Source organism: Gordonia sp. AC31 (assembly GCF_031844505.1).
In the GTDB taxonomy this organism is placed as follows: Bacteria; Actinomycetota; Actinomycetes; order Mycobacteriales; family Mycobacteriaceae; genus Gordonia; species Gordonia hongkongensis.
On the sequence record NZ_JAUZVK010000045.1, the window covers coordinates 1 to 14785 of the forward strand.

Genomic DNA, 14785 nt, shown 5'->3' on the forward strand with positions numbered 1-14785 from the left:
CGACGGCCCTGGGGACCAACAAGCTGGCGGCGGTCTTCGGGACCGCGTCGGCAGCGTGGCGTTACGTGCGGCACGTCCGGATCGATCTTCGTCGCCTGATCCCGGTGTTCGTTGCGGCGCTCGTCTTCTCGGCCCTCGGCGCGACGGTGGCCGTCGTCCTGCCCACCGAGATCTTCACGCCGATCGTGCTGGTCATGCTGGTCGGGGTCGGACTGTTCGTCGCGCTCAATCCCGGCTTCGGGACCGACGCGTCGACGGGACCGCGCTCGCGCGTCTCGACGATCGCGGGTCTGGTGCTGGCCGGTGTCGTCGTGGCCTTCTACGACGGGGTGATGGGTCCTGGGACCGGTACCTTTCTGATCATCAGCCTGACCGCGCTGGTCGGGACGAGTTTCCTGGAGAGCTCGGCGATGGCGAAGGTCATCAACACCGGTACCAACCTCGGCGCCCTCACGGTCTTCGGCCTGCAGGGAAATGTGCTGTGGCTCTTGGGTCTCGGCCTGGCCATCGCCAACGTCGTCGGCGCCCAGATCGGCTCGCACATGGCGATCGGCCGCGGCAGTTCGTTCGTGCGGTGGGTCCTGCTGGCCGTCGTCGTCGTGATGGTGGGGAAGCTCGGGTACGACCTGATCGTCGGCTGACACCGCGCCGGGGTGCGATCCGACTTGGCGGGCGCCGGGTCAACGTCGATGCTGATCGGGTGAACATCGACGCCGCCTCCAGTCGCCTCGCTCTGCAACGGCGGACCATCGTCCTGCTGGGCACAGCCCAGATCCTGGCCGGCCTGTCGATGGGCGGAGCGCTGGCGCTCGGGGCGATCCTCGGTGAGGAACTGTCGGGAACGGCGTCCCTGGCCGGGATACCGACGACCGTGGTCACGCTGGGGGCTGCGGCCGCCGGTCTCCCGTTGGCGTCCCTGGCCGCCGGACGCGGGCGGCGTCCCGCGTTGACCACGGGCCTGGTGATCGCCGGGGCCGGTTCGCTGGTCGTGGCCGCCGCCGTCGATCGCGGCTGGTTCGCGTTGATGCTCGTCGGGATGGCCGGGGTGGGGTCGGGCACCGCGGTGAGCCTGCAGGCACGTTTCGCGGCAACGGATCTGTCGTCGGCCGGCACTCGTGGCCGCGACCTCTCGCTCGTGGTGTGGACGACGATGGTCGGCGCGGTGATCGGGCCGGCGGTGGTCCCGATCGGTGCCACCGTCGCCGGGTGGTTCGCGATGGCCGATCTGTCGGGTCCGTTCCTCGTGGGTGCGGTCGGGTGCCTCGGGGCGGCGACCGTGCTGTTCGTCGGCCTCCGCCCCGACCCGCTGGTCGTGGCGACCGGCGACACGGACGGGGGACGTGTCAAAGTGTCGCTGGCCGAGGGGCTTTCGGCGATCACGCACTCGCCGCCGGCGCGGGCCGCGATGGCCGCGGTGGTGTCGGCGCACGCGGTCATGGTCGGGGTGATGGCGCTGACGCCGGTCCACATGCATCACGGGGGCGCCTCGGTGACGCTGGTCGGCCTGTCGATCAGCGCGCACATCGCCGGGATGTACGCGCTCGCACCGGTGATGGGCCTGCTCGCCGACCGGACCGGCCGGATCCCGGTGATCCTCGGCGGTCAGGCGACACTCGTCGTCAGTTGCGTCGTCGGATTCGTCTTCGCGGAATCGCAGACGGGTCTCGTCGTCGCGCTGGTCCTGCTCGGCGTGGGATGGTCGGCGTCGACCGTGGCGGCCTCCACGCTTCTCACCGACAGTGTCGACACCGCGCGACGCGCACCGGCGCAGGGGGTTTCGGACACCGCGATGAGTCTGGCCGGCGCGGCCGCGGGCGCGCTCTCCGGACTCGTCGTCGGGGCCTTCGGCTACGGGGTCCTGGTGCTCGGCGCCGCCGTGATCGCGGTGCTGACGGCGGCCTACGTGGTGCTCGACGGTGTCCGCGACCGACGACGGACCGCCATGGCCTAGGGTTCGACACACGGACGGGGACACCAGGGAGGCCGTCGGATGGCAGCATCGCAACTCGTCGGGCGTACCGGGACGGTGACTATGTCGATACCGGGCGGCGAACTCCTCGGGGAGATCGAACTGCCGTTGGCCGGCGGAACCGAGCGGTTCCTCGCCCGCGCCGCCGCACCGATCGGGCTCGACGCGCCCGTTCTGGTCATCGCCGAACGTTCCGGCCGAGTCGTCGACGTCGAGCCATGGGTACCGGTCCCCGGCACGGCGAACCGAACCATGTGAACAACCGATCGTCGAAAGGTCCCGGATGCGGCAGGATCTGACGTCGACACATATCGCCTGCCGCTCGAGGAGAGACCATGCTCGGCTACTACGTTCCCGAACCCGATGAGGCGATGCTGATCTCCGGCGCCAAGTCCGACTTCGACGATGCGCCGTTCGTGGTCGTCGTCGGGCACGGGAAGTGGGTCATGCCCTTTTTCCGGAAGGTCCGTTTCCTGTCGATGGCGTTGCACGAGGCGACGATCCGCGAGGTCTGTGTGACGACCCAGGGCATCCAACTCAACGTGCGGGCGGTCATCGCCCACAAGGTCGGCAATGACGTGGCGTCGATCGTCAACGCCGGACAGCGCTTCATCTCCGAGCAGGAGAACGAGATGAATCAGCTGACCGGACAGATCTTCTCGGGTCACCTGCGTTCCATCGTGGGCTCGATGACCGTCGAGCAGATCATCCGCGAGCGCGACACCCTGGCCCGTCAGGTGCTCGACGCGTCCAAGCGTGAGATGGGATCGATCGGTCTCGTCGTCGACTCGTTCCAGATCCAGTCGATCGACGACATGGATTCCGGTTACATCAACGCGCTGGCTGCCCCGAACATCGCCAAGGTGCAGCGCGAGGCGGCGGTCGAACGTGCTCGCGCCGACCAGGAGTCGGCGAAGGCGCAGCAGGAGTCGCTGCGGAACCAGGCCGACTACGAGCGGGAGACCGCGATCAAGCGGGCTGCGATCAAGGCCGAGACCGACAAGGCCAATGCCGAAGCCGCCCAGGCCGGTCCGCTCGCGCAGGCGCGGGTCAACCAGGAGGTCATCCGCGAACAGTCCGTGCTCGCGCAGGCGCAGGCCGAACTGCGTGAGCAGGAACTGATCTCCGAAGTGGTGAAACCGGCCGAGGCCGAGGCGTTACGACGACAGATCATCGCCGAGGCGGAGGCCAAGGCGGTCGAGATCCAGTCGGCGGCCGCCGCACAGCACAACCGCATCGCCCTCGATCAGCAGCTCATCGAGGCCCTGCCCACGCTCGTCGGCGAGGTCGCCAAGGGCCTCAGCACCGCGAACCTCACCGTGTACAACGGGGCCGAGGGCGTCAACGAGATCATGACCGGTGTGATCACCCAGGGTGCCGCGCTGCTGCGCAGCCTGCAGGATCAGGTGGCGCCCACGGTGGTCGACGGCTCGGCCGGCGAGCAGTCCGTGAACGGTGCGACGGTCGGCGGGGTCTGACCCGGGGATCGACTCGGCGTGGTCGGATCGTCGGGCTTCGCCCGGTTCTCCGCACCGAGTGGATAGGCTCGGGGACCATGAGCTCACCGAACGACGCCGCACCCACGCACCCTGCCTACGGGGTGCTGCGGGAAGTGACCCCCTTCGCGTCGGTCCTGCTGTGCGACAACTCCGGGATGATGGAACTCGACGGCACGAACACCTACGTGCTGCGCGCTCCCGGCAGCGAGGAATGCGTGGTCGTCGACCCGGGACCGCCGAAGTACAAACACCACGCCCGGCGCCTCGCCGAATTGCCCGGGGTCGCACTGGTCTTGGTGACCCACCGGCACTTCGACCACACCGGCGGGGTGTCGCGCCTGCACAAGCGCACGGGTGCGCCGGTACGCGCTCGGTTGGAGAAGCACTGCCGCAACGGGGCGCCACTGCGGGATCGTGAGGTGATCGAGGCCGCGGGTCTGCGGATCACGGTGCTGTTCACCCCGGGACATACGGGGGATTCCGTCAGCTTCCTCGTCGAACACGACGGACAACGTGCGGTCCTGACCGGCGACACGATCCTCGGGAGTGGCACGACCGTGCTCGATCCCGCCGACGGCGGGTTGCGCGACTATCTGAACTCGCTGAACCGCCTGATCGTCGAAGGGGAAGGGGCGGCACTCCTCCCGGCGCACGGTCCGGACCATCCCGATCTGGGCCCCGTCGCGCGGTACTACAAGGCGCATCGCGAGGAGCGGATCGACCAGATCGTCGCCGCTCTGGACACGATGGGTGTCTCGGCCCGCGACGCGAAGCCGATGAAAGTGGTGCGCAAGGTGTACTCCGACGTCGACAAGAAGCTGTGGCCCGCCGCGCGGATGTCGGTGAAGGCGCAGTTGGAGTATTTGCGCGAGGCCTGACCCTTCGAGGGAAGAGCAAAGCCGCCCGCTCCCGGAGGAGCGAGCGGCTTCGTGGTGAACTCGAGTCAGCGCGCGCGGCGCGCGAGACGCTCGGAGTCGGCGATGAGCACGCTCTTGCCCTCGAGGCGCAGCCATCCGCGCTGGGCGAAGTCGGCGAGCGCCTTGTTGACGGTCTCGCGCGATGCGCCGACGAGCTGGGCGATCTCTTCCTGGGTCAGGTCGTGGGTGACGCGCAGCGCGCCGCCCTCCTGGGTGCCGAAGCGCTGCGCAAGCTGCAGCAACTGCTTGGCGACGCGACCGGGCACGTCGGTGAAGATGAGATCGGCGAGGTTGTTGTTGGTGCGGCGCAAGCGGCGTGCCAGCACGCGCAGCAGCTGCTCGGCGATCTCCGGACGGTCCTTGATCCACGCCTTCAGCGCGTCACGGTCCATCGACACCGCGCGGACCTCGGTGACAGTCGTCGCCGACGAGGTACGGGGGCCGGGATCGAAGATGGAGAGTTCGCCGAACATGTCGGACGGGCCCATGATCGTCAGCAGGTTCTCGCGTCCGTCGGGCGAGCGTCGGCCGACCTTCACCTTGCCGGACATGATGATGTAGAGCCGATCGCCGGGCTCGCCTTCGTGGAAGATCACGTGTCCGCGAGGGAAGTCGACGGGCTGAAGCTGCTTGGTCAGCGCCGCGACGGCGGAGGGCTCGACGCCCTGGAATATGCCCGCCCGCGCCAGTACTTCTTCCACCTAGGGAACCTTTCTCGAATCTCTCTACAGCCCGCGTCAGATCGCGCCGTTGGCTACGCTACCCCGCGCACAAGCATATGTGTTGGATGGGTCACTGGAAGCTCATTGCGGGTGTGTCCGATTGGCGGAGTGTCGACGCGGTGGTCGGGCGGTACGGAAGCGGGGGCGGCGACGGCCGGTCAGCTGGCCCGCTGCGGCGATTCGGTGTGGCCGGACACCGCTGATTCGTGACGGGTGACCCGTCGGTCGCGGAGTTCGTCGAGCGCGGCCGGCATGCCCTCGCGGGCGAGGGTCTGGACGTTCTGGGCGTCGGCCGAGTCGAGGAAGTCCTCCACCTCATCGCGTGAGACCGCCGAGCGGTCGATCCGGGACTGGACCTTGTCCATGCCCATGGCGAACAACATGAGTACAGCCGGGAACAGCAGCGCCGCGAGACCGTGCATGGGGACAAGTAAACACAATCGACCCGCCCGGAACCGCATCGAGAGGGCCGCCGTCATTGACTTGTTACCTGACCGTAGGTTGCGCGTGAGCACGCCGATGAGGCCGTGACCAGCCCGTCTCCCAGGGCGAACACGCGGTTCTGACCTGCGGTGATGTTCCATTCAGGGGGTGTGTGAGAGTGCTTCGCCCCGTGTCGGGGGCCAGCGGAATCGGGCTTCGCCGTGCGCATCGCTAACCTGAATCAGGTGAGCGCACGCAAGTCTGCGGCCGCGGGACCGACCCCGGCACGCAAGCAGGAGACCCATCTCGGATTGGTCCGGCGCGCGCGGCGGATGAATCGGACCCTCCAGGTCGCCTTCCCGCACGTGTACTGCGAACTCGACTTCTCCGACCCGCTCGAGCTCTCGGTGGCGACGATCCTGTCGGCGCAGTGCACCGATGTGCGTGTGAACATGACCACCCCCGCGCTGTTCGCCAGGTATCGGTCGGCCGCGGACTATGCCGGTGCGGACCGCACCGAGCTCGAGGAGATGATCCGACCCACCGGCTTCTACCGGAACAAGGCGAACTCGATCATCGGACTCGGGCAGGCGCTCGTCGAGCGGTTCGACGGGGAGGTCCCGGACAATCTGAAGGATCTGGTGTCGCTGCCCGGGTTCGGGCGCAAGACCGCGAACGTGGTGCTGGGCAACGCGTTCGGTGTGCCCGGCATCACCGTCGACACCCACTTCGGCCGCCTGGTCCGGCGCTGGCAGTGGACCGAGGAGACCGATCCGGTGAAGGTCGAGCACGCCGTCGGCGAGCTGATCGAGCGGCGGGAGTGGACGGACCTGTCGCACCGGGTGATCTTCCACGGCCGACGGGTGTGTCATGCGCGCAAGCCGGCGTGTGGGGTGTGCGTCCTCGCCAAGGACTGCCCGTCGGTGGGCACCGGACCGATGGACAAGACCGAGGCCGCGGCCCTGGTGAAGGGGCCGGAGACCGAGCACCTCCTCGCGCTGGCCGGGATCGCGGCCCCGTGAGCGAACCAAGCGGCCCGGCGTCACCCCGGGGTTCTCGTTTCCCGCCCGCCGCGCGATGGACCGTGGTCTTCGTGGTCGTGATGATCGCGCTCATCGTGGCGATCTGGCCGCGCGGGGACGATCCGGCGCCGATGTCGAGCGCACCGCCCTCGTCGAGTGGAGTCCGCCCGATCGATGCGCCGGTGGACGAGGCGCGTCTGGCGGAGGCGCGCAGCACCGCCGACCTGCCGGACTGCCCGGTCACCGGACTGCCGGAATCGCCGGACTCCGTCCTCGACGGCGTCGTCGAACCCTGCTTGAGCACCGGAGCGCCCTACGACCTCGGTGCCTCGACGGCCGGCCGGCCGCTCGTCATCAACGTCTGGGCGCAGTGGTGCGGTCCGTGCAAGACCGAGCTGCCCTACTTCGAGGAGTTCGCCGCGCGGGCCGGCGACCGGGTCACCGTGCTGGCCCTGCACGCCAAGGAAGGCGGTAGCAACCCGTTCTTCCCGCTGACGCTGCTAACCGAGATCGGAGTCCGCTTGCCGTCCGTGCTCGACCTCGACGGAAAGGTGGCCGCGGCCATCAACGCGCCCAGGGTGTTCCCGTCGACCGTCTTCCTTCGACCCGACGGCACGGTCGCCGAGGTCTATCCCGGTGTCTTCGACAGTCCGGAGGAGATCGCCGATTCGGTGGCCGAGCATCTGGGCGTGCGGATATGAGCGGGCGTTCGCGGGCCGATGCGGGACCGCTGGTCCCGCGGGACGAGATCCCGCCGTGGCTGCGGGCGTTGACCGACGATGTCACCGCCGTCACGACAAGCGTCGACAACCGCGGCGGTGATCGATCGCGCTGGGCGTCGATGTTGCCGACGAACTCCCGGTCGGCGGCCGTTCTGATCCTGTTCTCGGGTTCGTGGGAGTCGGCCGACGATCATCCCGGCGGGGTGCCGGCCGACGCCGAGGTACTGCTGACCGAGCGCGCTCCCACACTTCGCCAGCACAGCGGGCAGGTCGCGTTCCCCGGGGGCGCGGCCGATCCCGGCGACGACTTCCCGGTGGGCACCGCGCTGCGCGAGGCGGCCGAGGAGACCGGCCTCGACGCATCCGGGGTGACCATCCTCGCGACCCTGCCGAGCTTTCCCGTCGGGGTCTCGGGCTTCGACGTCGTCCCGGTGATCGGTTACTGGCACCGCCCGAGCGAGGTGCGCGTCGTCGACCAAGGCGAGACCGCGCGCGTGGACCGGATCAATCTGCGCGAATTGCTGAACCCGGACAACCGGTTCCAGGTCCGCCGCAAGGCGGTCGGCATCGTCTACAAGGGGCCCGCGTTCTTCGTCGACCAGTTGCTCGTCTGGGGATTCACGGGTGGGCTCATCGCCGCCATCAGCGAGGTGTCCGGCTGGGACCGTCCGTGGGACTCCGCCGACGTTCGTTCGCTGGAGAAGATGATCGAGCTCGCCGGGAGCCGGCAGGAATCCGGGTTCGCGGAGCTGCACCCGGACGACCGCGACGTGGTCGACGCCGGCAACGCCGAGCCAGGAGGTACCCGATGACCGGCTCGACATGGGTCGACATCATCGTGATCGGCATCGCCCTGCTCGCGGCGGCCAGCGGGTACCGGTCGGGTGCGGTCGCCTCGGCCCTGGCGTTCATCGGAGTCGCACTCGGCGCCGTAGCCGGTCTGCTGCTCGCGCCCCGCCTGATCGAGCAGTTCGACGATCTGCAGGTGCGGGTGCTCGCCGGGATTCTGGTGCTGGTCGTGCTCGTGGTCGTCGGCGAGGTGGCCGGCATGGTTCTGGGACGTGCGGCTCGCGGTGGGATCCGGTCGCCCGGGCTGCGCGCCGTCGACAGCGGAGTCGGCTCGCTCCTACAGGTGGTCGCGGTGTTGCTGGCCGCGGGCCTGCTGGCGATCCCGCTTCGCGAGTCCGCCGACCCGGCCATCGCCGGGGCGGTTCGGGACTCGAAGGTGCTCACCGGGGTCGACGCGGTGTCGCCGCAGTGGGTCGACGACATCCCGGCCGACTTCAAAGCGCTCCTGGACAGTTCGGGACTCCCGAAGCTCCCGTTCGTCAGCACCCCGTCGACGAACGTCGACCCTCCCGATCAGGCGCTGGCCGAACTGCCGGTGGTGACGCAGGCGCGTCCCAGCGTGGTGAAGATCGAAGGCGTGGCACCGAGCTGCCGGCAGGCGCTCGAGGGGAGCGGGTTCGTCGTCTCTCCGGAGCGCGTCATGACGAACGCGCACGTGGTCGCGGGCACCGAACGGCTGGAGGTCCAGACCTCGACGGGGGCGCAGCTCCCGGCGCGCGTCGTGCTCTTCGACAGCGAGAACGACATCGCGGTTCTCGACGTCCCGGGCCTCCGGGCGCCGGCCCTGCGGTTCGCCTCACGCCCCGCGTCGACCGGGGACGACGCCATCGCACTCGGTTTCCCCGAGGCCGGGCCGTTCTACGTGAGCCCGCTGCGGGTGCGTGCGGTCTTCGCCCACACCGGTGACGACATCTACCGGACCGGGCAGGTGACCCGTGAGGTCTACGCCGTCCGCGGTCTGATCCGGCAGGGCAATTCGGGTGGGCCGCTGCTCAATTCGGACGGCGAGGTGCTCGGTGTGGTCTTCGGCGCGGCCGAGAATGCCGCCGACGAGACCGGTTTCGTGCTCACCGCCCGCCAGGTGCGCTCCGACTTCGACGAATCCGAGCGACGAAGCGAGCGGGTGAGTACGCAACGCTGCGTCCTCGCCTGACCTTGCGGGCCGATCGGCGGGGGCCGTCGGCGGTGGGTGCGGGTTCGTGGCGTAGGAACTCGAGGATGTGCTCGGTCACCGTGGCCGGTTGTTCTTGATGGACGAAGTGGCCGCTGCCCTCGACCTGCCGATACGTCTGGTGCGCGGCCCATCGGTGACTGTCGGCCATCGCGTCGTCGAGGATGTACGGGTCGTCGCGGCCTCGGAGGGCCAGCACGGGGAGATGCAGCCGCTGGTCCATCAGTTCCATGAAGCGGGCGCCGTCGGGTCGGACCTGCGAACGGAACGCCCAGCGCCGGTACTCCAGGCTGCAGTGCGCGACGTTGGGGATCAGCATGGCCGACCGGTTGAGTTCGACGGTGTGCGCGTAGTCGGGTTCACCGCGCCAGGGGGCAGACGACCGTTCCGCGAAGTAGTCGGACACGAAGGCCGCGTCGTCGCGGGTGACCTGCCGTTCACCGAGGCGGGGGATCTGGTTGCGCAGGAACAGAGGTAAGAACTGTGCGCGTTGTGCCTTGTCCCGCAACACGCGTCGACGCAGGGCGCGGGGGTGCGGGGACGCGATGACGACGATCCGGTCGACGACGCGCGGGTGCAGCGTGGCGGTCGCCCAGCAGACCAGGCCGCCGTCGGAGTGTCCGATCAGGGTGGCCCGGGTGTGTCCGAGCGCGCGGACGAGGCCGTTGGTGTCGCCGGCCAGGGTCCAGCCGTCGTAGCCGCGCGGTGGTTTGTCGGTGTCGCCGTAGCCGCGGAGGTCGACGGCGACGGCGCGGAAGCCGGCGTCGGTGAGCGCGGTCAGCTGATGTCGCCAGCTCCACCAGAACTCGCCGAAACCGTGCAGCAGCAGCACCAACGGGCGGTCGTCGGCGGGAACGCCGGCGGGCTGGACGGCGTGGAAACGGACTCCGTTGGCGCGGACGTCGAGATGCTCCCAATCACCCGGGAGACGAACGGTCGAGGGGTCGGGCTCCTCGCTCACGGATCACCCTTCGCGGGCGGGCGGGATTCTCGGGTGCGTGGTGGTGTCGTGCGCCGAGCCGCGGTGGGGCAGGACGGTCGGCAGTTCGTTGACCGTCTCGATCGTCTTCGCGGGTCCGCGCACGCGTTTGAAGAACAGGTATCCGACGAACGCGGCGATCAGGGTGACCGCCACCAGGATGAGGAACACGATGAGGAACGCCAGCCAGCGCCAGACCCACTCGTCGAGCAGTTCGGCGAGGAAGAAAAAGAAGAAGAAGCTCGCGTAGAGCGCCATCACACCGGCGACGATGAGCAGCCCGGTGCCCGCGCCGGCCTTCTTGGCCTCGGTGACCAGCTCGGCCTTGGCCAGCGCGACCTCGGATCGGAACAGGGTGGAGACACTGGCGGTCGCGTCCTTGACCAGGCTTCCGATCGTCGGTTCGCCGTTGCGGCCGGCGTTGGCGTCGGAGAGCGGGATCGACGGGACGGAGTCCCGGCCCGCGTCGGGCAGGCCGTGCTCGTTGGGGCTCACAGAATCCTCCGTTGTTCGGCTGATGGCCATATGTTGCCATGCGCGGGCGATCCGGGTGGCGAGCCACCCGTCGAATGGAGTGGCGAGCCACCCGTCGAATGGAGTGGCGCGAAGACGGGCAGGGCCTGCCGACCTCAGGTCGGCAGGCCCTGGAGAACTCGAACGGCCTCAGGCCTTCTTCGCGCGGATCGCTTCGAAGACCGACGGGTCGACGAGGGTGGAGGTGTCGCCGAGTTCGCGGCCTTCGGCGACGTCCTTGAGCAGACGGCGCATGATCTTGCCCGAGCGTGTCTTGGGCAGTTCGGGCACGACGTTGATCTCGCGGGGTTTGGCGATCGGCGAGATCTCCACCGACACCTGCTGGCGCAGTTCGGCGATCAGCTGGTCGCCGGTGTTCTCGACTCCTTCGCGCAGGATGACGAAGGCGACGATGCCCTGGCCGGTGGTCTCGTCGGCGGCGCCGATGACCGCGGCTTCGGCGACACCGGAGTGCCCGACGAGCGCAGATTCGACCTCGGCGGTGGAGATCCGGTGGCCGGAGACGTTCATGACGTCGTCGACGCGTCCGAGGACCCAGAGGGCGTGGTCCTCGTCGTAGCGCGCGCCGTCGCCGGCGAAGTACCAGCCCTGCTCGGCGAACCGTGACCAGTAGGTGTCGCGGAAGCGCTCGTCGTCGCCCCAGATGCCACGCAGCATCGACGGCCACGGTTGGTCGAGCACGAGGTAGCCCTGCTCGCCGGCGCCGACGGGGTTGCCCTGGTCGTCGACGATGTTGGCGCTGATGCCGGGCAGGGGCTTCATCGCCGATCCCGGCTTGGTCGCGGTCACGCCCGGCAGCGGCGAGATCATGATGGCGCCGGTCTCGGTCTGCCACCAGGTGTCGACGATGGGCGCGGAGTCGCCGCCGATGACCTCGCGGTACCACTTCCAGGCCTCGGGGTTGATCGGTTCGCCGACGCTGCCGAGCAGCCGGATGCTGGACAGGTCGTGGGCGTCGGGGATCTCCCGTCCCCACTTCATGAAGGTGCGGATCAGGGTCGGCGCGATGTAGTAGATGGTGACGCCGTACTTCTGGATGATCTCGAAGTGGCGGTGCTCGTTGGGGGAGTTGGGGGTTCCCTCGTAGACGACCTCGGTAGCGCCGTTGGAGAGCGGACCGTAGACGAGGTAGGAGTGGCCGGTCACCCAGCCGATGTCGGCGCCACACCAGAAGACATCGCGGCCTTCTTTGTGGTCGAAGACGTAGTGGAACGTGTAGCTGACCTGGGTGAGGTAACCGCCGGAGGAGTGGACGATGCCCTTGGGCTTGCCGGTGGTGCCCGAGGTGTAGAGCAGGAAGAGTGGGTGTTCGGCGTCGAAGGCCTCGGCGTCGTGGGTGTCCGACTGTTCGTCGACGGTGTCTTCCCACCACACGTCGCGGCCTTCGACCCAGTTCAGGTCGGGGTCGTGGTTGGTACGACGCACGACGAGGACCTTCTCGACGGATTTCGCGGCGTCGTCGCCGGTGCCGAGCGCCTCGTCGACCTGGGTCTTCAACGGCGCCGGCTGGCCGCGGCGGTACTGCCCGTCGGTGGTGATGACGAGCTTGGCCTCGGCGTCGTCGACGCGGGAGCGCAGCGCTCCGGAGGAGAAGCCGGCGAAGACCACGGAGTGGGTGAGGCCGAGGCGGGCGCAGGCGAGCATCGAGATCAGGGCCTCGGGGACCATCGGCATGTAGATGGCGACGCGATCGCCGGCGACCAGCCCGATGGACGAGAAGTAATTGGCGGCCTTGCTGACCTCGGCGAGCAGCTGGCTGTAGGTGAGGTCGCGGGTGTCGCCGGGTTCACCGACCCAGTGGATGGCGACGCGGTCGCCCTTGCCTGCGGCGACGTGCCGATCCACGCAGTTGACCGCGACGTTGAGCTTGCCTCCGACGAACCACTTGGCGAACGGGGCGTCGGACCAGTCGAGGGTGGTGGTGAACTCGGTGGCCCAGTCCAGCCGCCGGGCCTGCTCGGCCCAGAACTCGAGGCGGTCGGCATCGGCATGGTGATACATCTCGGCGGTGCCGTTGGCCTGGGCGGCGAACTCGTCGGAGGGAGGAAATGCCTGGACGGTGGAGGACATCGGTGACAAGGGCCTTTCGCTGTCGACGGCGGTCACTCAACAGTAGAGTGACCTGGCGTCAGAACGGGCAATCAGTGTGAGCGTAGTCACGTCGCGGTCTAGGGTGGAACCGTCCGGTATGTGAGCGCGGCCGATTGGCGACGAACGGCGGGTGGGCGGCGACGAACGGTCGCGATGCCCTGTGGACCCCGCGCCGACGTCGGAGCGATGCGTTTCAGTCAGTCAACTGACGAACACCGTGAACAATTACAGGTGCGCAATATCTGAAACGGTGACTAACAATGGATCATCGGTATCTATTCGGTTGAGCGCCGCGGGTGTCCGAATCGGTAGCCCTGATCGACCGGACCGAGGGCGACCTGGTGAGCGGTCCGCGGCCGCAACTATCGTCGGTGCGTGACCACCGACCCACTGATGCCCCTGCTGGAGCTGCCCGGCGTCGCCGCCGCCGCCGATCGAGCACGGGATGCCCTGTCCGCAGTGCACCGGCACCCCGCCAACCTGCGGGGATGGGACAAGACCGCCACCGAGGCGTCGTGGCGGGCGGGCCGGTCCTCGGCCGCGATCGACGGTGGAAGTGTCGAGCTCCGACGCGACGGCGACTTCGACGACCCCATCCTGGCCGGCGCCATGCGGGTGTCGCAGGCCCTCGACGGCGATTCGCTGGTCACACTCACCTCGGTGATCCGCCGGGCACCCGCGCAAGCGCTGGCGAGGTTGCACACCCTTGCCGCCGCGGACCTCGTCGACGACCCGGAAGATCTCGGGCGGCCTCGGAGCGGGACGGATGTCGCCGAACGTCTCAACTTGTTGGGGCAGTTGACAACCGGCGCCACCTCGGTTCCGGCGCCGGTGCTCGTGGCGGTGGTGCACGGCGAGTTGCTGGCGGTGGACGCCTTCCCCGCTGCCAACGGTGTCGTCGCTCGTGCCGCGTCTCGGCTCGTCGGCGCCGCGACCGGGCTGGACCCGCACTGCCTCGGCGTGCCGGAGGTGACCTGGTTCAAGCGGGTCGGCGAGTATCGCACGTTGGCTACGAACTTCGGGGCTGGTACCGAGTCGGGCCTGCGGGACTGGATCATCTTCTGCTGCGAGGCCCTGGAAGCCGGTGCGGCCGAGGCGAAGTCGATCGCGGACGCGGCCCGGTCTGGTTAGTCTCGCGAGGTCTCGAACCCGGCCCGGACAGCACTGCGGGCGGCCGCCGGCGTCGTAAACGACGCGGTTGCCGCCCGCGTAGCACGGACTCAAGTTACCAAGCGTGCTTGGTGGGTTGTGGTCACCGCCTCGGCGATTGATCGCGAGTCGGGATTACTGACCGTCCACGTGCTGCCAGCTGTGGGCCATTCCTCTCGGGCCTGGCGCCTCACGAGAGGAAGGCGGTGGCGCATCGAGTGGTGGCGGTCGGTCGTCCTGACTGTGATGTCGCAGGCGCACAACACTTTTGCCATATGCGGCGTGCTCCGCGTGGGTGCTTGCCGCCCGTGCTGGGAAGTGCTCGGCGTGGGGGTTCGTTCCTTCTCTTCCGGATCGAACTTGGCCTTCCGAGATTCCGTAACCACTGTTCTACACCGTGATGCCGATCACATCAAGCGTTCCGCGCCGGAATGTTGAACGACTTGCGGATGGCAGCGAAACACTCTGCGACGCACCATCTTCGACGCAATCGGCAGCTGGTTCGGTGGTGGTAGGTGGCCGATTCGGAGTTCGGCGGCCTCGAGCGGGAACGTTGCAAAGACGTTGCGCGTTTCGCGAGCCTGAATCGCGATTCCCGAATATGCGCCCGGAACGGGCGTCTGATTCGATCTGCTGGTTACTCCGCAGTAGAACGGACATTAGTGAATGGGATTGTTGTGCTTGCAAATAACCCAAAACCGTGTGTATAGTCATCGGTACCCGGTTCTCATACCGGTG

The 14785-nt window shown here is 68.4% G+C and carries 15 protein-coding genes; 10 read left to right on the plus strand and 5 right to left on the minus strand.

Going from position 1 to position 14785, the window contains the following annotated elements; all coding sequences use genetic code 11:
• The 5 genes from Q9R39_RS23905 to Q9R39_RS23925 all read left to right on the plus strand — a co-directional run.
• A partial coding sequence (locus Q9R39_RS23905; RefSeq protein ID WP_311278397.1) for a TSUP family transporter occupies nt 1–641 on the plus strand: 641 nt, incomplete at its 5' end.
• A gap of 59 nt (nt 642–700) precedes the next feature.
• Nucleotides 701–1951, plus strand: coding sequence for an MFS transporter (locus tag Q9R39_RS23910; RefSeq protein WP_311278398.1), 1251 nt, complete (start codon nt 701–703; stop codon nt 1949–1951).
• A 39-nt stretch (nt 1952–1990) separates the two neighbouring features.
• Nucleotides 1991–2227 carry a hypothetical protein gene (locus Q9R39_RS23915; RefSeq protein ID WP_058251086.1) on the plus strand — a complete coding sequence of 79 codons (237 nt, stop codon included), beginning with the start codon at nt 1991–1993 and terminating at the stop codon, nt 2225–2227.
• 77 nt (nt 2228–2304) lie between these two features.
• A complete protein-coding gene (locus tag Q9R39_RS23920) occupies nt 2305–3447 on the plus strand; it encodes a flotillin family protein (RefSeq protein ID WP_058251087.1) in 1143 nt (380 codons plus the stop codon).
• Between the two features lie 77 nt (nt 3448–3524).
• Nucleotides 3525–4346, plus strand: coding sequence for an MBL fold metallo-hydrolase (locus tag Q9R39_RS23925; RefSeq protein WP_078111781.1), 822 nt, complete (start codon nt 3525–3527; stop codon nt 4344–4346).
• A gap of 65 nt (nt 4347–4411) precedes the next feature.
• Here Q9R39_RS23925 and Q9R39_RS23930 read toward each other — a convergent pair whose 3' ends face one another.
• Both Q9R39_RS23930 and Q9R39_RS23935 read right to left on the minus strand, forming a co-directional pair.
• Nucleotides 4412–5086: a Crp/Fnr family transcriptional regulator gene (locus Q9R39_RS23930; protein WP_004022089.1), complete on the minus strand. Its 675-nt coding sequence runs from the start codon at nt 5084–5086 to the stop codon at nt 4412–4414.
• 179 nt (nt 5087–5265) lie between these two features.
• Nucleotides 5266–5529 (minus strand): hypothetical protein, encoded by a 264-nt coding sequence (locus Q9R39_RS23935; protein ID WP_058251089.1) that lies wholly within the window; start codon nt 5527–5529, stop codon nt 5266–5268.
• Between the two features lie 333 nt (nt 5530–5862).
• Here Q9R39_RS23935 and nth point away from each other — a divergent pair, with 333 nt between their 5' ends.
• The 4 genes from nth to Q9R39_RS23955 all read left to right on the plus strand — a co-directional run bounded on the left by nth (nt 5863) and on the right by Q9R39_RS23955 (nt 9276).
• Complete coding sequence (gene nth / locus Q9R39_RS23940) at nt 5863–6552, plus strand: endonuclease III (RefSeq protein WP_311278403.1); 690 nt, start codon at nt 5863–5865, stop codon at nt 6550–6552.
• Between the two features lie 80 nt (nt 6553–6632).
• Complete coding sequence (locus Q9R39_RS23945) at nt 6633–7253, plus strand: TlpA disulfide reductase family protein (protein WP_249145213.1); 621 nt, start codon at nt 6633–6635, stop codon at nt 7251–7253.
• Nucleotides 7250–8086, plus strand: coding sequence for a CoA pyrophosphatase (locus tag Q9R39_RS23950; RefSeq protein WP_058251092.1), 837 nt, complete (start codon nt 7250–7252; stop codon nt 8084–8086). Before Q9R39_RS23945 ends, Q9R39_RS23950 begins: the two co-directional genes overlap by 4 nt.
• Nucleotides 8083–9276: a MarP family serine protease gene (locus Q9R39_RS23955; protein ID WP_311278399.1), complete on the plus strand. Its 1194-nt coding sequence runs from the start codon at nt 8083–8085 to the stop codon at nt 9274–9276. Before Q9R39_RS23950 ends, Q9R39_RS23955 begins: the two co-directional genes overlap by 4 nt.
• Here Q9R39_RS23955 and Q9R39_RS23960 read toward each other — a convergent pair.
• The 3 genes from Q9R39_RS23960 to acs all read right to left on the minus strand — a co-directional run bounded on the left by Q9R39_RS23960 (nt 9191) and on the right by acs (nt 12877).
• Entirely contained in the window at nt 9191–10255 is a 1065-nt protein-coding gene (locus Q9R39_RS23960) for an alpha/beta hydrolase (RefSeq protein ID WP_311278400.1), read from the minus strand. The genes Q9R39_RS23955 and Q9R39_RS23960 overlap by 86 nt on opposite strands.
• 3 nt (nt 10256–10258) lie before the next feature.
• A complete protein-coding gene (locus tag Q9R39_RS23965) occupies nt 10259–10768 on the minus strand; it encodes a phage holin family protein (RefSeq protein ID WP_058251095.1) in 510 nt (169 codons plus the stop codon).
• A 168-nt stretch (nt 10769–10936) separates the two neighbouring features.
• A complete protein-coding gene (acs, locus tag Q9R39_RS23970) occupies nt 10937–12877 on the minus strand; it encodes an acetate--CoA ligase (RefSeq protein ID WP_311278401.1) in 1941 nt (646 codons plus the stop codon).
• A 396-nt stretch (nt 12878–13273) separates the two neighbouring features.
• Between acs and Q9R39_RS23975 the strand changes: the two genes are divergently transcribed.
• Entirely contained in the window at nt 13274–14029 is a 756-nt protein-coding gene (locus Q9R39_RS23975) for an oxidoreductase (protein WP_311278402.1), read from the plus strand.
• Nucleotides 14030–14785 lie beyond the last annotated feature (756 nt).